The 26,746-nt window shown below is 36.1% G+C and carries 32 protein-coding genes; 2 read left to right on the top strand and 30 right to left on the bottom strand.

Annotated features, from left to right (window positions below; genetic code table 11):
• Positions 1–35 precede the first annotated feature (35 nt).
• The 17 genes from aroB to CER22_RS10965 all read right to left on the bottom strand — a co-directional run bounded on the left by aroB (position 36) and on the right by CER22_RS10965 (position 14,597).
• A complete protein-coding gene (gene aroB, locus CER22_RS11045; protein WP_088062697.1) occupies positions 36–1,121 on the bottom strand; it encodes a 3-dehydroquinate synthase in 1,086 nt (361 codons plus the stop codon).
• Positions 1,121–2,293 carry a chorismate synthase gene (aroC, locus tag CER22_RS11040; protein ID WP_088608750.1) on the bottom strand — a complete coding sequence of 391 codons (1,173 nt, stop codon included), beginning with the start codon at positions 2,291–2,293 and terminating at the stop codon, positions 1,121–1,123. Before aroC ends, aroB begins: the two co-directional genes overlap by 1 nt.
• A 273-nt stretch (positions 2,294–2,566) precedes the next feature.
• A complete protein-coding gene (gene ndk / locus CER22_RS11035; protein ID WP_000415885.1) occupies positions 2,567–3,013 on the bottom strand; it encodes a nucleoside-diphosphate kinase in 447 nt (148 codons plus the stop codon).
• Between the two features lie 124 nt (positions 3,014–3,137).
• The gene (gene hepT / locus CER22_RS11030; RefSeq protein WP_000776075.1) at positions 3,138–4,100 is read right to left on the bottom strand and encodes a heptaprenyl diphosphate synthase component II; all 963 of its coding nucleotides are present in this window, start codon (positions 4,098–4,100) and stop codon (positions 3,138–3,140) included.
• A 38-nt stretch (positions 4,101–4,138) separates the two neighbouring features.
• Positions 4,139–4,852, bottom strand: coding sequence for a 2-heptaprenyl-1,4-naphthoquinone methyltransferase (menG, locus tag CER22_RS11025; RefSeq protein ID WP_087985543.1), 714 nt, complete (start codon positions 4,850–4,852; stop codon positions 4,139–4,141).
• A gap of 29 nt (positions 4,853–4,881) precedes the next feature.
• Entirely contained in the window at positions 4,882–5,631 is a 750-nt protein-coding gene (locus CER22_RS11020; protein WP_141542766.1) for a heptaprenyl diphosphate synthase component 1, read from the bottom strand.
• A 212-nt stretch (positions 5,632–5,843) separates the two neighbouring features.
• Positions 5,844–6,413 carry a GTP cyclohydrolase I FolE gene (folE, locus tag CER22_RS11015; protein ID WP_001151478.1) on the bottom strand — a complete coding sequence of 190 codons (570 nt, stop codon included), beginning with the start codon at positions 6,411–6,413 and terminating at the stop codon, positions 5,844–5,846.
• 120 nt (positions 6,414–6,533) lie between these two features.
• Positions 6,534–6,806 carry an HU family DNA-binding protein gene (locus tag CER22_RS11010; RefSeq protein ID WP_001043860.1) on the bottom strand — a complete coding sequence of 91 codons (273 nt, stop codon included), beginning with the start codon at positions 6,804–6,806 and terminating at the stop codon, positions 6,534–6,536.
• 299 nt (positions 6,807–7,105) lie between these two features.
• The gene (gene spoIVA, locus CER22_RS11005) at positions 7,106–8,584 is read right to left on the bottom strand and encodes a stage IV sporulation protein A (protein WP_000416519.1); all 1,479 of its coding nucleotides are present in this window, start codon (positions 8,582–8,584) and stop codon (positions 7,106–7,108) included.
• 242 nt (positions 8,585–8,826) lie between these two features.
• Complete coding sequence (locus CER22_RS11000; protein ID WP_000755477.1) at positions 8,827–9,540, bottom strand: hypothetical protein; 714 nt, start codon at positions 9,538–9,540, stop codon at positions 8,827–8,829.
• A 64-nt stretch (positions 9,541–9,604) separates the two neighbouring features.
• Positions 9,605–9,808, bottom strand: coding sequence for a DUF2768 domain-containing protein (locus CER22_RS10995; protein WP_001288995.1), 204 nt, complete (start codon positions 9,806–9,808; stop codon positions 9,605–9,607).
• Between the two features lie 266 nt (positions 9,809–10,074).
• A complete protein-coding gene (locus CER22_RS10990; protein ID WP_000369753.1) occupies positions 10,075–10,326 on the bottom strand; it encodes a stage VI sporulation protein F in 252 nt (83 codons plus the stop codon).
• Positions 10,327–10,441: 115 nt separating this feature from the next.
• Positions 10,442–11,464: an NAD(P)H-dependent glycerol-3-phosphate dehydrogenase gene (locus CER22_RS10985; RefSeq protein WP_088062692.1), complete on the bottom strand. Its 1,023-nt coding sequence runs from the start codon at positions 11,462–11,464 to the stop codon at positions 10,442–10,444.
• Positions 11,465–11,482: 18 nt separating this feature from the next.
• Positions 11,483–12,793, bottom strand: coding sequence for a ribosome biogenesis GTPase Der (gene der, locus CER22_RS10980; protein WP_001125888.1), 1,311 nt, complete (start codon positions 12,791–12,793; stop codon positions 11,483–11,485).
• Between the two features lie 124 nt (positions 12,794–12,917).
• Positions 12,918–13,103 (bottom strand): capping complex subunit for YIEGIA, encoded by a 186-nt coding sequence (locus tag CER22_RS10975; protein WP_000979052.1) that lies wholly within the window; start codon positions 13,101–13,103, stop codon positions 12,918–12,920.
• Complete coding sequence (locus CER22_RS10970) at positions 13,100–13,993, bottom strand: YIEGIA family protein (protein ID WP_000141603.1); 894 nt, start codon at positions 13,991–13,993, stop codon at positions 13,100–13,102. The genes CER22_RS10975 and CER22_RS10970 overlap by 4 nt, the downstream gene beginning before the upstream one ends.
• Entirely contained in the window at positions 13,986–14,597 is a 612-nt protein-coding gene (locus CER22_RS10965; RefSeq protein WP_088062691.1) for a YphA family membrane protein, read from the bottom strand. Before CER22_RS10965 ends, CER22_RS10970 begins: the two co-directional genes overlap by 8 nt.
• Before the next feature lie 116 nt (positions 14,598–14,713).
• Between CER22_RS10965 and CER22_RS32520 the strand changes: the two genes are divergently transcribed.
• A complete protein-coding gene (locus tag CER22_RS32520; protein WP_000513900.1) occupies positions 14,714–14,848 on the top strand; it encodes a YpzI family protein in 135 nt (44 codons plus the stop codon).
• 331 nt (positions 14,849–15,179) lie between these two features.
• On the opposite strand, the gene CER22_RS10955 is transcribed toward CER22_RS32520, so the two are convergent.
• The 4 genes from CER22_RS10955 to CER22_RS33030 form a co-directional block, all read right to left on the bottom strand.
• On the bottom strand, positions 15,180–16,229 hold the full coding sequence (locus CER22_RS10955; RefSeq protein ID WP_087985539.1) for a type 2 isopentenyl-diphosphate Delta-isomerase: 1,050 nt from the start codon (positions 16,227–16,229) through the stop codon (positions 15,180–15,182).
• A 12-nt stretch (positions 16,230–16,241) separates the two neighbouring features.
• Positions 16,242–17,390, bottom strand: coding sequence for a 30S ribosomal protein S1 (gene rpsA / locus CER22_RS10950; RefSeq protein WP_000229549.1), 1,149 nt, complete (start codon positions 17,388–17,390; stop codon positions 16,242–16,244).
• Between the two features lie 334 nt (positions 17,391–17,724).
• On the bottom strand, positions 17,725–18,402 hold the full coding sequence (cmk, locus tag CER22_RS10945) for a (d)CMP kinase (RefSeq protein ID WP_000361262.1): 678 nt from the start codon (positions 18,400–18,402) through the stop codon (positions 17,725–17,727).
• Positions 18,403–18,530: 128 nt separating this feature from the next.
• Positions 18,531–18,704: a YpfB family protein gene (locus CER22_RS33030; RefSeq protein ID WP_000738047.1), complete on the bottom strand. Its 174-nt coding sequence runs from the start codon at positions 18,702–18,704 to the stop codon at positions 18,531–18,533.
• A 180-nt stretch (positions 18,705–18,884) separates the two neighbouring features.
• Here CER22_RS33030 and ansA point away from each other — a divergent pair, with 180 nt between their 5' ends.
• Positions 18,885–19,859, top strand: a complete 975-nt coding sequence (gene ansA, locus CER22_RS10935; protein WP_087985537.1) for an asparaginase — start codon at positions 18,885–18,887, stop codon at positions 19,857–19,859.
• A 36-nt stretch (positions 19,860–19,895) separates the two neighbouring features.
• Here the strand turns inward: ansA and CER22_RS10930 are convergent, their stop codons facing one another.
• The 9 genes from CER22_RS10930 to CER22_RS10890 all read right to left on the bottom strand — a co-directional run bounded on the left by CER22_RS10930 (position 19,896) and on the right by CER22_RS10890 (position 26,733).
• Complete coding sequence (locus CER22_RS10930) at positions 19,896–20,876, bottom strand: YpdA family putative bacillithiol disulfide reductase (RefSeq protein ID WP_088608749.1); 981 nt, start codon at positions 20,874–20,876, stop codon at positions 19,896–19,898.
• 109 nt (positions 20,877–20,985) lie between these two features.
• Entirely contained in the window at positions 20,986–21,516 is a 531-nt protein-coding gene (locus CER22_RS10925; RefSeq protein ID WP_001240648.1) for a peptidoglycan recognition protein family protein, read from the bottom strand.
• 79 nt (positions 21,517–21,595) lie between these two features.
• Positions 21,596–21,832 carry a DUF3961 domain-containing protein gene (locus CER22_RS10920; protein WP_001983018.1) on the bottom strand — a complete coding sequence of 79 codons (237 nt, stop codon included), beginning with the start codon at positions 21,830–21,832 and terminating at the stop codon, positions 21,596–21,598.
• A 93-nt stretch (positions 21,833–21,925) separates the two neighbouring features.
• Positions 21,926–22,135 carry a hypothetical protein gene (locus CER22_RS10915; protein WP_000426773.1) on the bottom strand — a complete coding sequence of 70 codons (210 nt, stop codon included), beginning with the start codon at positions 22,133–22,135 and terminating at the stop codon, positions 21,926–21,928.
• A gap of 78 nt (positions 22,136–22,213) precedes the next feature.
• The gene (gudB, locus tag CER22_RS10910) at positions 22,214–23,500 is read right to left on the bottom strand and encodes an NAD-specific glutamate dehydrogenase (RefSeq protein ID WP_000225171.1); all 1,287 of its coding nucleotides are present in this window, start codon (positions 23,498–23,500) and stop codon (positions 22,214–22,216) included.
• Positions 23,501–23,851: 351 nt separating this feature from the next.
• A complete protein-coding gene (locus CER22_RS10905) occupies positions 23,852–24,460 on the bottom strand; it encodes a genetic competence negative regulator (protein WP_001235391.1) in 609 nt (202 codons plus the stop codon).
• A gap of 77 nt (positions 24,461–24,537) precedes the next feature.
• Entirely contained in the window at positions 24,538–25,413 is an 876-nt protein-coding gene (locus tag CER22_RS10900) for a MerR family transcriptional regulator (protein ID WP_142291699.1), read from the bottom strand.
• Positions 25,413–26,195, bottom strand: coding sequence for a metallophosphoesterase (locus CER22_RS10895; RefSeq protein WP_088062688.1), 783 nt, complete (start codon positions 26,193–26,195; stop codon positions 25,413–25,415). The genes CER22_RS10900 and CER22_RS10895 overlap by 1 nt, the downstream gene beginning before the upstream one ends.
• A 58-nt stretch (positions 26,196–26,253) precedes the next feature.
• Positions 26,254–26,733 (bottom strand): LysM peptidoglycan-binding domain-containing protein, encoded by a 480-nt coding sequence (locus CER22_RS10890; protein ID WP_001231546.1) that lies wholly within the window; start codon positions 26,731–26,733, stop codon positions 26,254–26,256.
• Positions 26,734–26,746: the final 13 nt, after the last annotated feature.

Raw genomic sequence — 26,746 nt, 5'->3', positions numbered from 1 at the left:
TACGAGGATACCTTTAAACAAGCACTTCTTAGCTCTTAAACCATATCCTTTTGAAATGCCTCTAACGCAATATGAACAGTCTCATCTGGAATAGATACGACATTCACTACCCCATATTCCTGCATTAACACCATATGAATTGCTCCAGCGTTCGCTTTCTTATCTTGTTTCATCAATTGAACGAGACGCTCTACACTCAAATCACTTGGCATTTTTGGATATCCGTACTTTAAGAACCACTGCTTCATCTCTTCATAAGAAAGATTAACCTTGTACACTTGCTCACTTAAAAACAAGGCAAATAACATTCCAACCGCTACTCCGTCACCGTGAGTAATATTTCCATATCCTAGTTCTTTTTCAAGAGCATGGCCTAACGTATGTCCAAAGTTCAAATGAGCACGTACACCTTTTTCTGTTTCATCTTGCGATACAATGTTTGCCTTTACAGGAATTGCCTTCGTTAATATATGGATTAACTTCTCATCACGAAGATCCGCTAATGTTTGCACTTCTTCTTTTAACCAATGATACAGCTTTACATCACCAATAAGAGCATGTTTTATCACTTCTGCATAACCTGAACGCCACTCTTTTTCAGGAAGTGACTGTAAAAACGGCGTATGATATACAACTACTTCCGGTTGATGGAATGCACCGATCATATTTTTACCTAACGGATGATTGATCGCTACTTTCCCACCCACTGCGCTATCGTGAGCTAATAAAGTCGTTGGAACTTGAACGAAGCGAATTCCACGCATAAACGATGCAGCAACAAAACCAGCTAAATCTCCAATCATCCCGCCTCCAAGTGCAATAATTAAAGAATTTCTATCTAATTTATTTTCAAGAGCTGACGTATGAGCCGCATAGAAATTTTCAAAAGACTTCTCTTTTTCGCCACTCGGTACGACAAATGAAAATACTTTTTGCTTTATTTGCAACGCGTCTACAACTGTCTGTAAATGTAAAGACGCAACAGCTTCATCTGAAATGATCATGATGTTTGACACAGATGGCTGCATGTTTTGAACAATCGTTGTCAACTTTGACAACGATTGTTTTCCTACATGTACATCATATTCTTTTGATTTCGTTTGAATATGTATGTTTCCCATTAAAATCCCCTCGCATATTCATTATGTTTCTCAATATTTTCACGAATAAGGTCCATACGATCTAATCCGAATTGTTCTATTAAAGCTGTCGCTAATTCCCAAGCCACAACCGCTTCTGCAACGACACTAGCTGCTGGAACAGCACAACTATCTGAACGTTCAATACTTGCTGTAAAAGGCTCTTTCGTATCAATATCTATACTTTGAAGAGGTTTATATAGTGTAGGGATCGGTTTCATCACACCGCGCACAACAATTGGCATTCCAGTCGTCATACCGCCTTCTAATCCACCTGCATTATTTGTTCTTCGTGTATATCCATGTTCCTCATTCCACAGAATTTCATCATGAACTTCACTTCCCGGTCTATGCGCTGCTTCAAAACCAATTCCAATCTCGACGCCTTTAAAAGCATTAATGCTCATAATTGCAGCTGCTAATTTTGCATCCAGTTTTCGATCATAATGCACATAGCTACCGACCCCAATTGGCATTCCTTCCACAATCACTTCAACGATTCCACCTATTGAATCACCATTTGCTTTCGCATCATCAATTGCTTTCATCATTTGGTTACCTGCTGCTTCATCTAAGCAACGTACAGGTGATGCTTCTGTAATACTTTTTAATTCTTCAATTGAACTATAGGTAAATTCCTGAGCCTGTACACCGCCAATTTCAATTACATGGCCCGCCACTGTAATACCAAGTTCTGCTAACACTTTTTTAGCAACCGCACCAGCAGCAACACGCACTGTCGTTTCGCGTGCTGAAGAACGCTCCAGTACATTTCTCATATCTCTATGACCATATTTAATCGCACCATTTAAATCAGCATGCCCAGGTCTTGGTTTTGTTACTTTCCTTTTCATTTCTTTTTCTTCTTGTTCCGTTAAAGGCTCTGCGCCCATAATTTTTGTCCAATGTGCAAAATCACGATTTTCAACAACAAGTGCAATTGGAGAACCTAATGTCTCTCCATGTCTAACACCACTTACAATTTGCACTTGATCTGTTTCAATTTGCATGCGTCTACCACGCCCATGCCCCTTTTGCCTTCTAGCTAACTCTTTATTTATATCATCCGCTACTAAAGGCAGTCCTGCCGGAACACCTTCTATAATCGTTGTAAGTTGTGGACCATGAGATTCACCAGCTGTAATATATCGCATACGTTATTCCTCTTTTCGTATATGTATTTATCCCGCTATATTAAGCAATGATATTATCTTTCCTTACTCTAAAAATATGAAAGAAATTATATATTTGATCAGCCATTCGCTTATTCTCCGATAGGCCTTTTACTTTACATATCAATATATCATAACAGCTCTAACTTCGTAACTAATTGAAACAAAAAAAGTGCAAGAAGAATACCCCTATTCTCCTTGCACTTTCTACTATTATCACAGTGATTAAAGCGTTTACAAATTATTTCAAAATAATTAGTAAATCCATTCATTCATTAATTTTGAGTAGTCAACTAATTCTTCTTCCTTAAAGAAAATAGCAATCTCGCGCTCTGCACTTTCTAACGAATCAGAACCATGGATAATGTTTTTCGCAACAGTTACACCGAAATCTCCACGAATTGTTCCAGGAGCTGCTTCATGTGGTCTTGTTTTACCCATCATGTTACGAGCTGTATCTACTACGCCTTCACCTTGCCATACCATTGCGAATACAGGTCCAGATGTAATAAAGTCTACTAATTCACCAAAGAAAGGTTTCTCTGTGTGCTCAGCATAGTGTTGTCCAGCAATTTCCGGAGTGACTTGCATTAATTTTGCACCAACTAATTGAAAGCCTTTTTTCTCAAAACGAGCTACGATTTCCCCAATGAAGGCACGTTGTACACCGTCTGGTTTTACCATTAGAAATGTTTTTTCCATAAAAAATCTCTCCACTTCTGAATTATGTATGTAATTGTATATCCCCACACACATATTAACACCCTTATCACAATTGCGCAATAGTTTTGAAATAGAGAGATTATTTTATTTTTTAGAAAAAACACTAAAATTTTCGTTTCCCAATATACTTTGCTACATTTTGTAATGCATACTTCGCTTGTCCACGCGGAAGTGGTTTTATGATTTCTAATGCTTTATGTAAATAACGTTCACTAAACGCAAATGCTTGATCAATAGCGTCACTATTTTTTACAGCCTCAATAATTCCTTTCATTTCGTCCGCTGTTGTATTTTCATGTACAGATGTGATTTTCTTACGAAGCACGGGATCTTCCATAGCGTATAGGGCAGGAAGCGTAATATTCCCTTGTAACAAATCACCACCAGCAGGTTTTCCAAGCTTCTCTTCTGTGGAAACGAAGTCTAAAATATCATCAATAATTTGATACGACATTCCTACAAAATACCCATACCAAAATAGTCGATTTACCGTATCACGATTAGCGCCAGCAGCAATTGCTCCTAGTTGACAACTCGCAGCAATTAATAAGGCTGTTTTTCGCTTTATTCTTCTTAAATACGTTCGTAAATTTTGGTCATAATTGTACTTATCTTTAATTTGTTCAATTTCACCTTTACACACTTCTAAAATGGTATGCGATAGCGCCTGATGCGCCTCTGGAATTTCGATATTTGTTATACATTCAAGAGACTTAGCGAACAAATAGTCCCCTGTATACATTGCAATACGATCTCCCCATTTCGCATTCACAGTTGCACTACCACGTCGTAAAAATGCAGCATCAATAACATCATCGTGAACAAGAGAAGCCATATGAATAAGTTCTAACGCAACAGCTACATGTTTAATTGCATCTAACTTATAATCTCCAAATTTTCCCGCAAGCAACACAAATACAGGACGAATTCGCTTCCCACCAGCTTCAATAAGTTGTAATGCCGCCTCTTCTACCAATGGCTGTTCAGAAGCAACTGTCTTTTTTAATTCTTTTTCTATCACATTAATATCCGATCGTAAAAAAGAGTACATAAGTTGTAACTTCATATTGTTCACCTTAACCTAAAACTTCTTTTTTCTTTTTTCTATTTTGATTCTGGTTTCATACCTAAGTGCATCGCTGCTACCCCAAAAGTAAACGGCTTCACTTGTACACGTTCAAGTCCAGCTTTTTCGAACATATGAGCCAATTCTTTCATACCTGGGAATGTACTAGCAGATTCTTGCAGCCATGAATATTCTTTAAAACTTTTCGCAAATAACTTTCCAAATAACGGCATGATATATTTAAAGTATAAAATATACCCTTGTCGAAAACCAATCATTGTTGGTTGAGATGTTTCTAAACAAATCACTTTTCCACCTGGTTTTACTACACGCGTCATTTCTTTTAATACGTGCATATAATCCGGTACGTTACGTAAACCAAATCCAATCGTTACATAATCAAAGGTGTTATCTTCAAATGGAAGTTCCATTGCATTCCCGTGTAAAAGTTCTACTTGTTTTAATTGTAACGCCTCTACCTTTTGCTTACCGACAGATAACATATTTTCACTGAAGTCTAAACCAACAACCTCGCCCTGTTCACCTACCGCTCCAGCTAGCGCAATTGTCCAGTCCGCTGTCCCGCAGCATACATCAAGAGCTTTGCTACCTGGTTTTACATCCATAATGCGCATCGTCTCTTTACGCCACGCTTTATGTCTTTGAAAACTAATGACAGAATTCATCACATCGTATTTATCAGAGATTTTCTCAAATACATCATGTACTCTTTCTTCTTTTGATTGTTGCATGCTCGTACCTTCTTCCAATGTAAAATTGCTTATGTCTTCGATTTATCTCTTAACACAGAGTTTATTTCGCTTATATCTGTGTGGTTTTCCAAATATTGATTTTCTTTCTTTCTGAGTTCCATCATCCATCCATGAATAACTGTTTCTACCTCCGCTTTATCCTTCATAATCCCTTGAACTGCTTGAAAAACAGGTGAATGTTGTTTATCAGCGTGCAGTTCATATTCTTTTTGAAGACGGTTTTTTCCTAGTACATACGTTATAAACGGCTTCCAATGCGATAAATGAAAATGATCACATGTTTTTTGCAAGAGTGCAGACTCAATCGTTACTACACTTTCCATTATGTCATCCATCGTTTCATGCGCTTTTTGATATAACATTATTTTGTGTTCATTAATTTCTTTAATTCCTTCAGCAAGCGCACGAATTAAAACAATATCACAATTCATAGACAGTAAGTAATAATATAACCCACTATAGTAATCACCAGCAAGCACTGTTAACTGGCGACGTTTATGCGATTCATTTGCTTCTTCCCCTGCTTTATTTGATACTCTTTCATGTGTATCAAGTGCAATTTGCACAAGCATAATCGTTACTACATAATGCTCAATTTGTTCTATATGTAAATTTTCACTTTTTAAAGCACCATACAACAATGCTATTTTTTCTTCATCAATAAATGGTTCTTCAATATAGTTTATAAAATAAGGATGGCGTAATTTCTCCATCAATTTCTCTCTTATACCCGCATACCCTCCGTAGATGTCACACACAAAAATCACCCTTGTTTTCTAATTCATAAAACTTATTATAACACATACATTCTATTTTCTATAACCAAAACTTGGCTACTCTTTCCAAACTTCCACCGAACTAAATAACATCTTCCATTCTTTTTAGTAGTCTTTCTATTCTCACTCTGCCTTGCTAAAACTATATCATTTATTTACATAAAAAAAAAAGAAAAGCAGTTTCCTACTTTTCTTTACTTTGTTTTAATAAAAGATAAAATTTCACTACGTGCCGCTGCATCATTTTCTAACACACCACGTACTGCTGTTGTTACAGTTTTCGCGCCCGGCTTTTTCACACCACGCATCGTCATGCACATATGTTCCGCTTCTACTACTACCATTACACCATGCGGTTCTAGTACTTCCATAATAGAGTTCGCTACTGTTGATGTAATACGTTCTTGCAGTTGTGGACGACGTGCAATTGTATCTACAGTTCGAGCTAATTTACTTAACCCTGTCACTTTTCCGCCTTGCGGAATATATGCAACGTGAGCAACTCCATAGAATGGAACTAAATGATGCTCACACATCGAATAAAACGGTATATCTTTTACTAGTACAAGCTCCTCGTGATCTTCTCCGAACACTTTATGCAAATGTTCTTTCGGATCTTCATGCATACCCGCGAACACTTCTGCGTACATTTTTGCCACACGCTTTGGTGTATCAAGTACTCCCTCACGATTTGGGTCATCTCCGATTGCCTCTAAAATAAGGCGTACTGCATGTTCAATTTGTTCTAAATTAACTTTTGCCATCCGCTAGCCCTCCCGAAAACCTAAAAGTGATACGAACACATTCTAGCATATTTATGTTTTTAAAAGCAAAAAGAAGAGTTCCCAAAAAGGAAACTCTTCTTCCCTGTTAATATGTAAGGATTATTTAACCGCATCTTTTAACGCTTTACCAGGTTTGAATGCAGGTACTTTACTTGCAGCGATTTCAATCTCCTCACCTGTTTGTGGGTTACGACCTTTACGAGCCGCACGCTCACGAACTTCGAAGTTACCGAATCCGATCAGTTGTACTTTATCACCTTGTTTTAAAGCTTCTAAGATAGAATCAAAAACAGCGTCTACTGCTTTTGTTGCGTCCTTTTTAGAAAGGGAACTTGCTTCTGCAACAGCATTGATTAAATCTGTCTTGTTCATGCCATTCACCTCCTCCCAAAGATAAGACTGTATAATGATCATAAAATGAGTCTTACTTTCATTTGTAGGCAATTTTTACAAATTCTATACTACAAAGATGTAGATAAATCATTATCAACGCCTATATTATACGATTCTCCCTTATAATTCAATATTTTTAAGGAAATTGTTACTCTTAAAATGTGAAAATCTGATGAAACTTGACAATTTACAACAATATATTAGATAATGACTGTTTATTTTGCTATTCTATACGCGAAAATCAAAAAAAATCCCTCTACGATGAGAGGGATTTTTTCTTATAATATAATCGCAATTAATCCGCCAGATCCTTCATTAATAATTCTTTCTAGCGTTTCTTTTAATTTATATCTTGCATTTTCTGGCATTAAAGATAGTTTCGCTTGAATGCCTTCTCGAACAATAGAGCTAAGTGAACGTCCGAATATATCAGAATTCCAAATTGATAATGGGTCATCTTCAAAATCCTGCATTAAATAACGAACTAATTCTTCACTTTGCTTTTCAGTACCAATAATTGGCTCAAACGTTGACTCCACATCTACTTTAATCATATGAATAGACGGAGCTACAGCTTTTAGTTTCACACCAAACCTTGAACCGTGACGAATAATTTCTGGCTCATCTAAGCTCATGTCAGCTAACGCAGGCGCTGCTACACCATATCCTGTTTGCTTTACCATACGCAGGGCATCCGCCACTTGATCGTATTCTATTTTCGCATGAGATAAATCGAGCATAAGCTTTAATAAATGATCTTTCCCTCGAATTTCTACTCCTACTACTTCTTTTAAAATTTGATCATATAATTCATCTGGTGCATATAAATCAATCTCTGCTACACCTTGCCCCATATCAATGCCAGCTAAGCTCGCTCGATCAATAAATTCATACTGACTAAACTGCCAAACGACACGGTCCACATCACGAAGACGTTTTATATCCTTCACAGTCTCTTGAACAGCTTCTTGATAACTTTGGCGCAACCAATGCCCTTCATTTAACACCATCACCCAGCTCGGAAGGTTAACATTCACTTCTAAAACCGGGAACTCAAATAAAGCCTCTCGAAGCACATTGTACACATCTGTTTCCCTTAAACTTTCTACACTCATCGCAATGACTGGGATATCATATTCTTCAGATAAACTTTGGCGCAATTGCTCTGTATCTGGATGATACGGCTGTACAGTGTTAATGATCATAATGAAAGGTTTTCCGACTTCTTTTAACTCATTTACTACGCGTTCTTCTGCCTCTATATAATCTCTTCTTGGAATTTCACCAATCGTTCCATCTGTTGTAATTACAACACCAATTGTGGAATGTTCTTGAATTACTTTACGTGTTCCGATTTCTGCAGCTTCATGGAATGGAATAGGTTCTTCATACCAAGGAGTATTAATCATGCGCGGGCCATTCTCATCTTCATAGCCTTTTGCTCCTGGAACCGTATATCCAACGCAATCTACCAATCGAATATTCACTTCAAGACCTTCATCTACTTCGATAGAAACCGCTTGGTTTGGAACAAACTTCGGTTCCGTCGTCATGATTGTACGACCAGCAGCACTTTGAGGCAGTTCATCCTGCGCCCTTTGACGGTCAGACTCATTCTCAATATTAGGAATAACTACAAGTTCCATAAATTTTTTAATAAATGTTGATTTCCCTGTTCGAACAGCTCCTACAACTCCAAAATAAATATCACCGCCTGTGCGTTCCGCAATATCTTTAAAAATATCTACCTTTTCCAAGTGATTCCCTCCCTCAATATTTTTGGGAATAATTCCACATTTATAGTCAACTAATACCTTCTCTAACGTTGCCTATAATATCTGATATAATATAATGGTATTCTAGAAGTTCGGACAATATATCATATAATTTTGTCCAATTTCATATGACTATTAAAAAATACCTTTTGTTTGCATCGCAAGTTGTGTAACATAAAAAACCTTTCTTCTAGAACTTATTCACTAAAAGAAAGGTTCATGACTTATGATTTTAAAAAAATTGGTTCTCCATTCTTTACCGTATACGGTAAAGAATACGCAGGTACAAATGGAGAATCTTTCGAAAGTATATTCCGAATATCTTCCCCTTCCTTAAATTGCCCTTCATTTTTTTTCAACGCTTCATATAAGTCGATTCGATAATCAACATAAATTTCTCCCTTTTCATTGATTACAAAAGGAAGCCCTTTACCAGAATACGGACTTGTCACTTGCGGCACATCTTTATATCCTAGTTTTTTGAAATCTAATTCATATACACCATCTGAAATTACCTTTTTAAAAGGCGGATATTGATGTTCATCCCGATACATCCTAAGCTTTAATGATAATTCCTGGATTTGTTCAGCCATCCTAACATCAATTAACTTTACTGTCGGGTTTGTTTCAACGTCTATTAATACGTATTGGTATACTCCTCCGCTTTCATACGCATTTCCTGGTGCCTCCTGTATGTAACGCGGAGCAATCTTTTGAAAATCGATTGGATACTTTTGATAAATAGGCGTACTCATATCCCGCGTCTTAATTGGCAATATCCCCTCATTTTGCTCCTTAAATGTCACTACAGCTTTTTGAACAACCTGTATCTGATCTTCATAAGGAACGGCATTTTGTTTCATATTTTCTTTCGGATACAGACATCCTGTTAAAAGGCTCATACAACAAAATATTAAAATAATATGGACTTTTTTCACTAGCAATCACCTTTTCATACTAATATAACTTGCTCCGTATGTAGCATTTTCGAGACCATTCCCTTTACTGCTGTACAGGTCCACTAAATACAACAAGAAAAATAACAATTCCTGACACAATCATAAGGGTGTACGCTACTAACGCTGTAATCCCTTTCAAAAATTTATTCTTTATTTTGTATCTACTTAGTAAAATAAAACTTACTGCAAAAAACATAAATCCAATTGCTCCTAAAGCAAACCACATTTTTATGAGCCCTTCTGACATATACACACCCCTTTTTATTAATCTATTTTTATACTATTTTAACAAATTAAAATCTTTAAACAAATACAAAAAGAACATTTTACTACAAATTAAGAATATATAACTTTAATCAACAGGTTTTTTCGCATCTTCCACTAATCTAAATAAAAATAAAACCGAAGCGAGTGTATCTCTCGCTTCGGTTGACCAAATATGCCCAAAACAGCTCTATTCCCATACTTTCATGGCTATCATATGCAATCTACAAACTCTTTGTTTCTTATATCTTATTTTTTAAACATTTTGCTTAACGAACCAAAATCAGCGGGCATATTATTGTTAATAATCGCTTTTACAATTTGATCCTCTTGTTCTTTCGGCACTTCACGTCCTGCCATAAGAGCCACTTGATGAATCAATTGACGAAGCACAGTCTCATCACGTAAATTCGCATTCTGTACAGATGATGCTAATTTAAAAATATCTTCTTTATTCACTTTCGCTTCTTTTTCAATGTTATTAAAAATGTTATTATCCATTCTTTTCACCCTCTCCTCAAGTTACTCTTCATCCTATGCAAAATTAAAAAAATGGTGAAAAGACCCATAAAAATAAAAAGCGACAGAAGTACAAATGTACTTCTGTCGCTTTTCTTTAAAGTAAGTCCGGTATAGCTTCCACTTCATGTTTTCGAACACGTCCCATTAATGAGCCTACTGCATCTTTCACATTATTCCCATTGAATAGCACGTCATATAAAGCAGCTGTAATCGGCATTTCAACTTCCATTTTCTCTGCTAATTCGTGAGCAGCTTTCGTTGTTCTTACACCTTCTACAACCATACCCATGCTTTCTAACACCTCTTCTAAAGAGTGTCCTTTTCCAAGCATATTTCCAGCGCGCCAATTTCGGCTATGAACACTTGTACAAGTTACAATTAAGTCTCCCATACCAGTTAGACCAGCAAACGTTAATGGATTTCCGCCCATTTTTCTTCCTAAACGAGCAATCTCCGTTAAACCACGTGTCATTAATGCCGCTTTCGCATTATCACCTAATCCAAGTCCATCAGTTATCCCAGCAGCTAATGCGATAATATTTTTTAACGCACCACCAAGCTCAACTCCAACGATATCTGGATTTGTGTATACACGGAAGTAACTATTCATAAACAAATCTTGTACTTCCTCAGCCGCTTCCATACGCTTTGCTGCAGACGTAACAGTTGTCGCTTGACGTAAACCAACTTCTTCAGCATGACTCGGTCCAGATAGTACAACAACATCTTTAATCAAGTCCTCTGGAATTTCTTCCTCAATCACTTCCGAAATACGTTTTGATGTACCAGGTTCAATCCCTTTACTTGCATGAATCCAAGTAGTCGGACCTGCTACATATTTCTTCATATCTTGTAATACCTCTCTATACGCTTTCGTTGGTACTACAAGAAGTACTACATTTACATCTACTAATGCTTCTTCTAAAGAAGAGTAGGCTGCGATTGTGCTTGGCAATGTAATTCCTGGAAGGTATCGACTATTCTCATGTGTTGTATTAATCTCATCCATAAGTTCAGAACGATTTCCCCAAATACGTACATCATGTCCATTGTCAGCTAATACCATCGCTAACGCTGTTCCCCAGCTACCTGCTCCAACTACTGTGATTTTTGTCATAAAATCACATCCTCTCCATTAGTCTCTTGCTCTAGCGATAATGTGAATCGGCGTTCCTACAAAACCGAACGCTTCACGTAAACGATTCTTTAAGAAGCGCTCATATGAAAAGTGCATTAATTCTGTATCGTTTACAAATATAACAAATGTTGGTGGTTTTACCGCAACCTGTGTCGCATAGAAGATTTTCAGACGGCTACCATTATGAGTTGGTGTTGGATTCATCGCTACCGCATCCATAATTACATCATTTAATACGTTCGTTTGAATACGGATACTATGGCTTTCATTTACTTCATTAATAACTGGTAATAATGTTTGTGTACGTTTTTTCGTTTTCGCAGATAAGAATACAATCGGCGCGTACTCTAAAAATTGGAAATGAGCACGGATGTTTTCTTCAAATGCTTTCATTGTTTTTTCATCTTTTTTCACTGCATCCCATTTGTTTACGACGATAATAACAGCACGTCCTGAATCATGAGCATATCCAGCAATTTTTTTATCCTGTTCAATAATTCCTTCTTCTCCGTCTAAAACGACTAAAACAACGTCAGAACGTTCAATCGCTCTAAGTGCACGAAGTACACTATACTTTTCTGTGCTTTCGTATACTTTCCCTTTTTTACGCATACCAGCTGTATCGATGATTACATAATCTTGACCATCTTTACTATATGGTGTATCAACAGCATCACGTGTCGTTCCCGCTATATTACTTACAATTACACGTTCTTGACCAAGAAGTGCATTTACAAGTGATGATTTCCCTACATTTGGACGTCCAATTAAAGAGAAACGGATTGTTTCATCATCATACGCTTCTTCTTCAATCTTTGGAAAATGATTTGCAGCTTCATCTAACAAATCACCAAGTCCTAAACCGTGTGTACCTGAAATCGGGAATGGCTCGCCAAATCCTAATGCATAAAAATCATAAATATCACTACGCATTTCTGGATTATCAACCTTATTTACCGCAAGTACAATTGGTTTTTTAGAACGATATAAAATTTTAGCAACTTCTTCATCTGCTGCAGTTACACCATCGCGACCATTCGTCATAAAAATGATAACATCTGCTTCATCAATCGCTACTTCCGCTTGTTGACGAATTTGTGTCAAGAACGGCTCGTCTCCAATATCAATTCCACCTGTATCAATAATGTTAAATTCATGATTTAACCATTCTCCCGCACTATAAATACGGTCTCGCGTTATACCTGGTATATCTTCTACGATTGAAACTCTTTCTCCAACAATTCTATTGAAAATAGTAGATTTTCCTACGTTCGGGCGGCCTACTATTGCTATTACTGGTTTCGGCATATACTTTCATCCTTTCAACTTGCTTCTGTTTATTATGTAAAAAACCCTTCTTTGTGCAAGAAGGGATTTGCATTCCAGAATATTTCTCAGCGTATCAAAACACCTCACATTATACCACACGTTACTAATGTTTCACAATAATATATACATTCTCTTGTAAGCGATGCGCAATACCATCTAAAATTGCCTCTAAATTATTTGCAACAAATTCTAACTCATCTGTCGATTCACAAGTAAACAAAGGGGCACCACCAGCAAATTTCTCCGGCGTTGTTGTAATAACCGCGAGAATTACACTTTCTAACATCATCTTTTATCTCCCCTTCCTTTCGGGGCTTCCGATGACATATGAACAGCACTTTCTAACGTCGGCACATTCCCTATGACACCTATCGCTTTCTCTGCATCTTGATCTTGTGGCAAGACAAAAATCCCAACCCTACCATCTTCTAAATCACGCTTTGCTAGCGGCACAAGCGCTGGCGTACCAGAATCTCTATAAATCCCTAAAGCAACAGAAACATCATGTAAAATAGCTTGTCGTTGTCCTAAGTTTGAGATTGTCACCATCGCATCAATTGTTTTCGGCCTTAAAATAAAGCCCATTCCATATTTCATAATTTCCTCTTGCCTTGCTGGCAATCCAATATTCATAATGTAAATATTATCAATATACAGCCCCGCTCCTTCAAAACGAAGTGGAACATGCTCGATATCAACAAGATCATGTAACCTTCTGCCAGACATTAATTTTTTCGCGATAATAAATGCGATTATAGCCATAATTACTCCAGCAATCCACGAATGGAACCCTATATACGCAAACGTCGTTGCAAACGACGTTAACATCGCCAAATAGTTTCGACTTTCAAAAACTAATGCAATCCCTTCAATATATGTATTTCCACGCGGTACGAGCTCATATCCATCTAATTGTTGAAGGGTATTTCTTTCCATATTACGCACATCACGAAACTGTGTTGCTGCTAATGTAAGAAATGTAATAGCAGAAAAATCTTTTTTCAAAATTGACGGAATCGCAATTGCTCCTAAAGCCGCTGCAATTAACCCCATCGCAACGTGAATAATTTTTCCGTGGAGCCTCGTCGGATATTGACGCGTATCTGTCCGGAGCATTAGCACTCTCGTTACTGTCCCCGCTATTACTCCGCATAAAATGGCCGGTGTATATTCAGTCATGTATTACCCTCGCCTTTCTTTTACGTGCTTTCCTCTTGAACTGTTCCATGTATACTGATGCTTTTGCAATCCAAAACAAAATTGCCATGAAAAATGTAGCAACGGCGACGATATCAAAAAACGCTAAACTTCCGTAATCATAAGGGAAATGTAGTTTTCGAAAAATAAGTGTCACTAACAATTCCCCCTGTAACATTCCTATATAAAGAGAACATAATCGTAATATGCGATCCTCATGCAATAAAACCGATGCATACACAAGAGCACCACTTACCAAAAACAACCTGTCCACCACAATCCAAATCGGATCATATACTTCTAACAAATGAAAACTTGTATATAACATTGCAATAATAAGTGCCGAAAGTAAGCTATATAATTTTTTCCAAATAGAATATAGTGCGATTCCTATAAAAGCAACAATACAAAGCAAAAGTGCATTTACTGATACCGTGAATGAAGCAATCGTTACATGTAACGGAGAGCAAATAATAAAAATCAATATACAAGCGCTTATCTTCCACCGCATAGAGTCCTTTTTCATAAAAAAAGTTACAACAATCCACCCTATCCAAGCTAAAAAATAAAAAGTACTCCCTTCCATCATTTCACCTCCTATGTTTTCCATTATGGGAACTTTTTATGAAAGTTAATCCACTTTCTTCGCGCATAGTTTTTTCATATAACAGCAACACTTTTAATAAGGAGGTGCTATTCATTATGGGTAAAGATCGTCAAGAACGAAAACTAAGAGAATCACGACGCGTTGAATCTGATCGTGACCAATCACTACAATATCCGGGTGCAACTGGACTGGATACACCAGAGCAAGCCCGAAAACAAAATCAGCACTAATGAACACAAAAAGACGGTTTCGATATTGTACGAAACCGTCTTTTACATAATTATTTTAATGATTTTTACTTATATCAAAATAATATTTAACATCCGAATTTTTCTATGGTTTATTTTTATCTCCACCTATTTTTCCTTTACGAAATTAAACCCTCCCTAATAATTCAGTAGCAAACTATCTACATTTTCCAGCCTCTTTTTCAGTCGCAACTTGCACAAGATAGTGTTTATATAGGAATAATTTTATTTTGATAGAATATTAATTCCATTCCTCACTTTATATTACTAAAACGAACAAAAAACAAAAAAATCAACCAAACGGTTGATTTTTTTATCTTCTACTATAATGCGTCGTATCAATACCACGCTGCGTTAACCAATGATACGTTTCGCCCTTTACAACAAGAGGTACAGCCTGTAACTCTTCTATCGTCTTTGCACCAAGAGCTGTCATAATAAATTTCAAATCTGTATGTAAAAGATCAATTTCATCCACTAACTTCTCGATACCATCTTGCATTAAAATACGTAAAAAGTATCCAGCAAACGCAGTTGTATTCGCCCCTAATGCGATTGCTTTCGCTACGTCAAGCGCTGTTTGTATACCCCCAGATGCAATAAAAGAGAGGTTATTATTTGTAGAGGTTGCTTCAATAATCGAGGTTGCTGTTTGTATGCCCCAGTTATTAAAATAAGAAAGCATTCGCTGTCTTCTTTCATTTTCAACAGCAGCAAAATTTGTACCACCTTGTCCACCAATATCAATTGCCGTTACACCTATGCTCGCTAGCTGTTGTATTGTTTCCTTACTCATCCCAAATCCAACTTCTTTCACAATGACAGGAACTTTACTATTTAATACAATTTTCTCAATGCGCTGAAGTACACCAGTAAAGTCACGGTCTCCTTCTGGCATCGTTAACTCTTGTATGACATTTAAATGAATTTGCAATGCATTCGCTTCAATCATATCAACGGCACGCTCTGCTTGTTCGATAGTTGCCTCACTACCTAAATTAGCAAAGAAAATACCATTTGGATTTACTTTTCTGATAATCGTATAAGAAGCAGCCTCACTTTCATCTTTTAACGCCGCCATTTGCGACCCTACAGCCATAGCAAGATTATGATGTTTCGCTACATATGCTAATTGCTCATTAATATGTAACGTTTTCTCTCCCCCACCACCAGTCATCGCATTGATAAAAATCGGCGAACTTAGTGAAAGTTCGCCGATTTTTGTTTCACATGTTATTGTGTCATAACTTGAATTTGGCAATCCTTGATGCACAAAATCAATATCATGAAATCCATGCGTACGAGACTGACCAGTAGAAAGAGCGTATTCAATATGATCTAATTTACGTTTTGCCCTTACCACTTGTACCCCTCTTTATTTCTTTAATTTTTTCAGTTGTTCACCAATAATATCACTTAATTGGAAAGTAGCAGAATCAGCATTTGGTTCATACTGACTGTAATCCTCAATTACATTATTTTCCTCAAGCGTTTCTTTTATACTTAAAGAAATACGTTTCTCTGCAACATGGACTTCAAGCACTTTCACTTTTACTTCTTGTCCCATTTCCAATACTTCATTTGGATTTTTCACGTGACGATTTGCAATTTGAGATACATGCACAAGACCTTCAACGCCAGGTAAAATTTCAACGAATGCACCGAATGTAACAAGACGTTTTACTACTCCCTCACGAATATCTCCAGCTTTTATTTCGCCAGCAACATTCTCCCAAGGTCCTGGCTGAGCTGCTTTAATTGATAAAGAAATACGTTGTGTATCAGCATCAACAGATAATACCTTTACCTTTACCTTTTGACCTTGCTCTAATACTTCAGAAGGTTGCTCTACACGTTCGTGTGAAATTTGTGAAATATGAACTAAACCGTCCACACCACCAACGTTAACGAAAGCACCAAAATCCGTTAATCGTTGCACTGTTCCTTCAACAACGTCTCCTTCTTTTAATGAAGAAATCGCTTCTTTTTTCTTAGAATCTAGTTCTAATTCTACTACTGCTTTATGCGAAAGGATTACACGATTTTTTTCGCGGTCTAATTCAACAATTTTCACGGCTAATGTTTTGCCTTTATAGTCAGTAAAATCTTCTACATAATGTACTTCTACAAGTGAAGCTGGGATAAAACCACGAACACCAAGGTCCACAACTAATCCACCATTCACGATATCTTTTACAGTAACATCAAACACATGACCAGAAGTAAATTTCTCCTGTAATTCTACCCATGCTTTTTCTGCATCAACAGCACGTTTAGATAAGACAAGATCATCTTCTTCTAATTTAATAATTTTCAATTCTAGTATTTGATCTAATTCTACAACATCGCTTGCTTTTTCAATATGAACGTTAGCTAATTCACTAATTGGAATTACGCCATCTGTTTTGTATCCAACATTTACAAGCACTTGTTTCTCTTCAACTTTCGTTACAGAACCTGTAACAACGTCACCAACTTGTAATTCTTTTGAATCCATAACTTCTTCATTCATTTTCTCTACCATGGAAATACCTCCCTACAGAATTGACAAAGCATTTTTTATGTATATACGAAATGAAAACATATGTTTTCATTTGCATGTTTAAGAATTTATCATCACATACTCAGTTTTCATACATTTCACTAGAAAATATATTAAACCTATATAAATAGTATACAGCAAAATCATCTTGAAGAAAGTATGTTTTGAAATATAATAGCGAATATATTCTGAAAGTTTTATCCTTCTTTTACTAACTTCTTACAAATCCGAGCATTTGTCAAGGAAAGAGACTCACAATTCACGCATCCTTTACATTTCTATATAAACAAAAAAAGAAAGAGGTTATCCCCTTTCTTTATTTTGCAAACACTCCTGAAACAATACTCATAATTTTTTGGACAACTTCTTCAATTGATAAAGAAGTTGTATCTAATTCCAATGCATCATCAGCTTTCTTTAGAGGAGAAACCTCGCGTTCTGAATCTAATTTATCACGCTGAGCAATTTCTTTTTTTAACTGCTCTAAATTAGAATCGAAACCTTTATTTATATTTTCTAAATGTCTTCTTTCTGCTCTTTCTTCAACAGAAGCAAGCATAAAGATCTTCACTTCAGCATCTGGTAACACATGTGTACCAATATCACGGCCATCCATTACAACGCCGCCTTTTTCCGCTAACTCTTGTTGACGACGCACCATTTCTTCACGAACAAGGCGATGTTTCGCCACAATAGATACTCGATTCGTCACCTCAGGTGTACGAATTACTTCAGAAACATCTTGTCCATTTAAAAATACAAGTTGTGTATTTTCTCCTTGCTGAAACTCAATATTTACATTCTTTACAACTTCCATTAACTTCTCTTCATTTTCAATGTCCACTTTTTGTTCAAGGGCTGCATATGTAATCGTGCGGTACATTGCGCCTGTATCAATATAAACGTAAGAAAGTTTCTTTGCCACAACTTTTGCAACCGTACTTTTTCCAGCAGCTGCTGGACCATCTATAGCAATTGAAATTCGTTTATCCATTGTAACACCTCATTTTTTCACTTATAAAACAAAACGAAAAGCAGGTATTCTCCTGCTTCTTCTCATTTGCTTCACGTCATTAAATCCTCAATTATTGTAGCATAATCCTTCATAGAAGAAAATGAAAACTACCTATTCACCTGTAAGATTTCTGCTTTGTTTTTTACCATGACACCTTCATAATAAACAATTTTAGATAAATATTTCACTGATGACTTATGTATAAATAACAATTGCACAACAGAAAGACAAATGAATTGTATTACTAATATACGAATAAAAATTTTCTCCATCTTTTTCAATGTAATTGCTCCCTCCTATCCTACATTTACACATTTCGTTTCGTGATTTTATACATCGTATATATAGCAGCTAACTTTATTGTCATTTCCGAGGCATACTTTTATACATTTCCATTGTCGAATTTACTCAAAACATGTTATGTTCTAAATGTATTTTTCAACTTGAAAGGGGTATAAGCATTGAAAAGAATCCTAGTTTTACACACAGGTGGAACAATTGCAATGGAGGAAGATAAAGAAACTGGGGTCGTACAACCAGGTGAAAAAAATCCTCTTTTAAAATTTATTCCTGATTTAGAAGGCGATGTTGATTTAATCGTTGAAGACGTGTTCCATCTACCATCTCCTCATATGACACCGAGCGAAATGTTACAATTACAAGTCATCATTGATGAAAAAGTAAAACAAGACAACATTCATGGCGTAGTCATTACGCATGGTACGGATACATTAGAAGAAACAGCCTATTTCTTAGATTTAACAGTGCAAGCAACTATTCCAATCGTTGTAACAGGTGCAATGCGTTCTAGTAATGAATTAGGTGCTGATGGTCTATATAACTTCTTATCGGCTGTAAAAGTAGCTAGCTGTAGTGAAGCTGCTGAAAAAGGTGTTTTAGTCGTATTAAACGACGAAATCCATTGCGCTACAAATGTAACGAAAACACATACAAGTAACGTGGCAACATTCCAGAGTCCACAGTATGGACCAATCGGTATGGTAACAAAGCGCGGCGTTGTATTCCATCACGCTTTAGTACACCATGAAACATATTCAGTAAATAAGGTTTCTAAAAACGTAGTTGTTCTAAAAGCATACGCTGGTATGGACGATACATTGTTAGCAGCAATTGAAAACCTTCCAGTAGACGGGATTGTTATTGAAGCACTTGGACAAGGTAATTTACCTCCAAGAACACTTCCTAGTCTAGAACGATTAATCGACAAAGGAATCCCTGTCGTATTAGTTTCTCGCTGTTTCAATGGCATCGTGCAAGATGTATATTCATATGAAGGTGGCGGCAAACAATTAAAAGATATGGGTATTGTATTCACATACGGTTTAAATGCTCAAAAAGCACGTATTAAATTATTAGTTGCATTAGAGAATACAAATTCTCATGAAACAATCCAAAATATGTTTATGCACAATTAAAAAGAAGCTGTCGAAGTTTATTTCGACAGCTTCTTTTTATATTTCCCTTGACGCAATGGTTTGCGCAATCGCATCCCCATGAAATCGACCGTTCTCAATAAATATTTCATTCGCATTATTTCCAGCAGCAATTACACCTGCAATGAAAATATTTTCAGCGTTCGTTTCCATTGTATCCTCTGCATAAATCGGACGTCCTGTTTCTACATCAATCCGAACACCCATCTTCGTTAAGAAACTATGATCAGGATGGTAACCAGTCATCGCAAATACAAAATCATTTTGGATTGTATATGCCTCATCATCGACTGTAAACGTTAATGTATGTTCAGTAATTTCTTTCACGTGAGCCCTGAAATGCATTTGAATTGTGCCGCTTCGTACTAACGCCTCAAACTCCGGCAAAATCCACGGCTTAATGCTTGGTGAATACTCACTTCCGCGATATAAAACCGTTACACGCGCACCGGTTTTAACAAGTTCTAACGCGGCATCTATACTCGAGTTTTTCCCACCTATAACTACTACATCTCGATCAAAATAAGGATGTCCCTCTTTAAAATAGTGAGCTACTTTCTTCAGTTCCTCGCCGGGAACATTCATATAATTTGGATTGTCATAATATCCAGTTGCTACAACAACATATTTCGCTATATATATTTCTGTACTTCCGTCACGCTTTGTTGTCTCAACATGAAAAACTTCTCCATCTTTTTGTACTTTTTCCACTCGCTCAAAAGCATTTACACGTACAGATTTACGCTTTACTACTTCACGATAATACGCAAGCGCTTGATTTCGAACTGGCTTACGATTTTCTGTAATAAAAGCTACATCACCAATTTCTAATTTTTCACTAGAAGAGAAAAATGTTTGATGAGTTGGATAATTATAAATCGCATTTACAATGTTGCCTTTTTCAATTACTAACGGATTTATCCCTACCTTTTGCAACGAAATTGCTGCTGCTAATCCGCACGGACCGCCTCCAATTATGATAGCTGTTTCTTTCTGCATACTCAGCTCACTCCTAGTCTTCTACCAATACGCTATTTATAAAAACAAGAAAAAACCTACTTACAGCAGTAGGCACCTATCTTTATTGTATTCATTTTTCATATATTTGTCATCTAAACGAAACGTACATCCGATAGACATCTGCTAAAAACTGCTGAAATTTAATACCTTGTTTCCCTAATACATTTTCAGGATCAATCTTTCTAGCTGGGTCAAGTGTTTTATGTGATACGATATCTTTCTTCGGATTCAAGCCGAAGTTTTGACATAAATACGCATGATACCACGTAAAACGGGTATATGCTTCCCAAAAGTTAACATCACCGCCATAACAAAGTTCCACTCCAATGGCAGCCTTATTAGCATCATAACCATATAAGTCATTATCTGTCGGCACACCATATCGAACGTGATAGGCAACTTCATTTATAGGAACAATTTCCAATATTGTTTTATCATCTATAAATGTATGTGCCGAAGCTTTCGGTTGTATTTCATTAAAATAATCCCGATTCCCTATCGCATTGCTACCAGGGTTCCCCGTATCATGACTTACAATAAACCTTACTTTAGAAAGAGGAATTCCCGGTCGTGAACTTCCATACCCAATATAGTTACGCTCTATAGGAAACATCGCCATTACTACCAACTCCCGCTTCAGAAGATTACCTTACTTCTTTATATATGTATTCGGTAGCAATGTCCTTATCGCATATTTCTTACGCGAAGAGAAAATCGAAAATATTTGATGTGAACACCATAAATAATAAAATACTTACAGCAACTCCATAAAAACCGTAAAACCAAACACAATCTTCTTTCGTATCTAAACCGAAAAATTTATTTACAGATTGTAATAATGTGCCGCGCTTACTTTGTTTGTTTCTTAATACTTCCACTCGTTCTACAACATCTGCTGGCATCATAAATCTTTGGTCTACTGTCATTTTCATCATTTATCTCTCCTTAAAATCATTTCCGTTTTGTTTATCTAAGGAAAGTATAGCACGTTTGTTCGTGTAGAACAAGCGTTCTTTTTTGTTTTTATTTTATTTTTCAACAATCCAAGTAAGAATTGAGATTACAAAAGCGATAATCGGCCCTACTACAACTGCACCAAATATTAAAAACAGTAGTCCTTCTCCGAACATCCGAACGTTACTTGTTTTTCGGGCTTTCATCGTTCTTGAGAGTTCTCCCTCTAACCTCTTAACCTTTTCTTCTAATTGTTCTACTCGTTCCATCATTTCATTTTCCATATACAACACCTCACACTAATACTTCAACAAAAAAACGTGATTCCCTCGAAAGGAATCACGTTTTCTCACGATATAATATTATACCCAACCTCTGAAGCGACTTGCTTCAGCCATTTTACGAACACCGACCATATACGCAGCTAAGCGCATGTTCACTTTACGAACTTGTGCTGTTTCATAAATAGAATCAAATGATCTTACCATTACTTTTTCTAAACGTTGTTCTACTTCTTCTTCAGTCCAGTAGTAACCTTGGTTATTTTGTACCCACTCAAAGTAAGATACTGTTACACCGCCAGCACTTGCTAATACGTCTGGAACAAGTAAAATTCCGCGATCTGTTAAAATTTTAGTTGCTTCTAATGTTGTTGGACCATTTGCAGCTTCAACAACGATTTTTGCTTTAATATTATTAGCATTTTCTTCTGTAATTTGGTTCTCAATTGCAGCTGGAACTAAAATGTCGCAATCAAGTTCTAACAATTCTTTGTTTGAAATTGTATTATTAAATAGTTTTGTTACTGTACCGAAGCTATCACGACGGTCTAATAAATAATCAATATCTAATCCGTTTGGATCATGCAATGCACCGTAAGCATCCGAGATTGCAATAACTTTCGCGCCTGCATCATGCATAAATTTAGCTAAGAAGCTACCAGCATTACCGAATCCTTGAACAACAACGCGTGCACCTTTAATATCAATGTCGCGTTTTTTTGCAGCTTCGCGAATACAAATTGTTACACCTTTCGCCGTTGCTGTTTCACGTCCATGTGATCCACCTAATACAAGTGGCTTACCTGTAATAAATCCTGGTGAATTAAATTCATCAATACGGCTATATTCATCCATCATCCATGCCATGATTTGAGAGTTTGTGAATACATCTGGAGCTGGAATATCTTTCGTCGGTCCTACGATTTGGCTAATTGCTCGTACATAACCGCGGCTTAATCTTTCTAACTCACGGAATGACATTTCACGTGGGTCACAGATAATTCCACCTTTACCTCCACCGTATGGTAAATCAACAATACCACATTTTAAACTCATCCAGATTGAAAGTGCTTTCACTTCATTTTCTGTTACATTCGGATGGAAGCGAATTCCACCTTTCGTTGGACCAACAGCATCATTATGTTGTGCACGATATCCTGTAAATATTTTAACAGTCCCGTCATCCATACGAACTGGTATTTTCACTGTCATCATACGAATTGGTTCTTTTAATAATTCATATACTTCGTTTGGATAACCCAATTTTTCTAATGCTTCACTAATAACAATTTGTGTCGAATTCAATAGTTCAAAATGTTGTTCCCTTTGTTGTTGTGTTTTTGTTTGAGTTCCCTTTTCGGCTACCATAGTAAGTAAACCCCCTGTAATTTCACTTGTTTAGTAAACCTTCATTGCCTAGTATACACCGTTAAATTTGGAATGCAATAGAAAACGCTAACAAATATATACAAACTATTTCCTGTTGCAAGCGTTTTCACTATCATTATAGTCCTTTTATTGCTTTTAGAAAAGTAAAATACTTAAATATTTAAATGTTTTTTATTTTACTTATATATAACAACTTAAGAAGATATTTTTAAGTATAGTAAAGAGCGCCCAAATATTTATGATTCCCGCTATACCATTAATTGTTTTGACATTTTCAGACCAACATTTTAGGTTTCTCCAAATAAAAAACAAAACCTTAGCTTTGTTATATTAGCTAAGGTTTTGTTTTTTCACAAAGTAATTGTGTATTTGTTCAATTGCTTGAGAAGCCATTAATTCTTTACCATACTCCATTAGACGATAAATAGTTGCTGTAGACGGATTACCATATTCCGCTAAAATAGCTATAAAATCTGCCTTCAGTAATTGAACCTGCTCCTCTTCTTCCATCCAAAGATAGAAACGCCCATCCCACGTATATAGTTTTCCGCCAGTTACATCAAGGTTATATAAACGATTCGACAGGTTAATTACGTCATCTAGTGTAGCAAACTCATAAAGTATATGCTCGCTTTCATCTAGAGTCACTTGCATTTCAATAAACTCGTCACGGAACTCATCATCTGTATCCACATCTTGATGTTCTTTCGTTACAATTACGACCATTCCTTGCGCTTGTAGAGAAAATACTTCAACTGCAATTGGACCATCCGCTTCAAACCCTAGTTCCTTATTTGCTTCTTGCATCATATCACGAAATAATTGCTGTACTTTCGGTGCATTTCTCCACAAATCTTCTTTCGTTAATCCTCGTTCAGATAAATCATCAAATGTTAAGAAAATTTTTATCTTATTGTAATTTAATCGTTCCAGCCTCATCTCATACCCTCCCTACGTAACCAATGAATATAATTTTTATTATATGAAATAGAAAATAGATGGTTCTTTTCGAACAACTATTCTAACATTTTTAACCAATCATCCCATTCTTCTTTCGTATCACCAATTAGGCATGTTTGAATGTTCAACTGATCTCGAGCACCTATTTCTCCTATAAACCCAACAGAAAGTTTCTCACTTTTTTCTTGCAACAAATTCATGTCCTTTATCGCGTTCTTAAGTTCTCGTTCCTCATCAAAAGAGACTACTACATATGTAGGTTGTATTTGCTCAACAGCTAACAAAATACCATCTTCCGCTAAGCTTGACCTAATATATATCACCTCATATCCTTTTAAGCGTAAATACGTTGAGAAAACAAACCCTTTCAACATATTATTTTCTAACACGACAACTTTGTGTATAGAAGAAAATGATGATGCATTATGATACACCATTCCTAGACGAGTTTGTAAAAATGATACGACATATTGGAATTGCACCATTGTAACTTCATTATTATTTTTTAACGTTAACAATTTATTTGACACTTGAAGAACAATACTTGCTATGACTTTTTCTGTTGCATAAATACTGAAAGCCTCGTTTAACAATGCAGAAGTTGTAATTTCATCAAATTTTAACAAAGCTTGCAGTAAATCGTCCACTAAAACAACTTCTCTATCGTAATGTATTTCTTTTTGAACATTACTCTGCAAACGATTCCCTTCTAATAATTGAACCGCTTGTCCAATCATCATGCCGGAAGAAACCTTGTCCATTAACCATTTCAAAATTTGAATATGCTCTTCTGTATATAATCGATGCCCCGCATGATTCCGCTTCGGGGCAATAATTTGATATCGTCTTTCCCATGCACGAAGCGTACTCGGCTGAATTCCAATTATATTCGAAACAGCTTTTATGTTATATTTCCCGTTTAGAGTTGGCATCATTTCCCTCCGCATAACGTAATAATATGTGTTTGAGCAGGTGCTCGGAAGCGAAGTGGAATCAACGTTGTTCCATACCCATTACTAACAAAAAGAGTCATATTTGAATGCTTATATACGCCACCTTTTAAATATTTTTTAGATGGGAATAATCGAATCTGTCCTCCATGTGTATGTCCACTTAACACAAGTGAAATTTGTTCTTTTCCAGACATTTTATTTATTATATCAGGGTTATGGCTAATTAATATGCGAAAACCATCTTCTTTGCAATCAGCCAAAGCTAAATCTAAACGATCACGCTTCAAACCAACATCATCTACACCGAGCAAACAAATTTTTTCTCCTAGTTCAGACTCAAATACAACTCTTGTATTATCTAAAACTTTCACATTATTTTCTAATAACAAAGCATCTAATTCATGATATTCAATCTCATAATCATTATTTCCCCACACAAAATATACAGGAGCTATCGCTCTTAACTTTTGTATATTTGCAGAAATTTTCGATAAAGGGACGCCTCTTTCCGCTAAATCACCGCCAATAATTACAAGGTCTACTTTTCCTTTTACTTGTTCAATTAATGAACTTGAAATGACCCTTCTATGAATATCAGAAATAAAAAACACCTTTACTTTTTGAAAACTTTTCGGAAATTCTTCAAAAAGTAAAGTATGTTCTAACACAGTATTACGCATCGCTTCTGTATACATTACCATTACAAGAAGAAATATAATACCAATACATATGAGAGCACTTAATAAGATAATCCATATCATATATTTTTCACTCCCTTCCGCATAAAGATAATCCTCAGTTTTTATAGTAGGTATGCTACTAGCTATCCTGTTTTGCGGACTTATCTTTTATCGGAATTTTTATTTCTTGACCTACATTCACTTCATCTTCTTGTAAATCATTATACTTTTTAATCACTTCAATCCCAGTTTCATCTGAAAAATATTGCTTCGCTATACTTTCTAAAGTTTCTCCTTCTTTTACCGTATGCGTTACTACTTTCTCAGATGTTGCCTCAGACTCAGATTTAGCTGAATCAAAGAAAATGACCTCAAACGCACTTTTCCCAGCGTTATTACCATCACTTTTCACCTGAATATATTTATCTGTATACCATAAGATACTAATTGGTAGTAATATGAATAGAAATGTTAAAACTCGGACGAAAATATGATTCATTTTAAACTTTTCTTTTTTCTCTTTATTTCTATGAATTTCACTACGCGGCGGTAAACTTTCTTTTTCTTCCACTCGCTCAACTTCTAATTCCTCTTCGAAATCAGGAATTCGTTTTCTCATGTTGTTCACCACC

Source organism: Bacillus sp. K2I17 (genome assembly GCF_002209985.1).
Lineage (GTDB): Bacteria > Bacillota > Bacilli > Bacillales > Bacillaceae_G > Bacillus_A > Bacillus_A wiedmannii.
The sequence above is the reverse complement of the archived record's forward strand: the minus strand, read 5'-3'. Positions and strand labels throughout refer to the sequence as shown.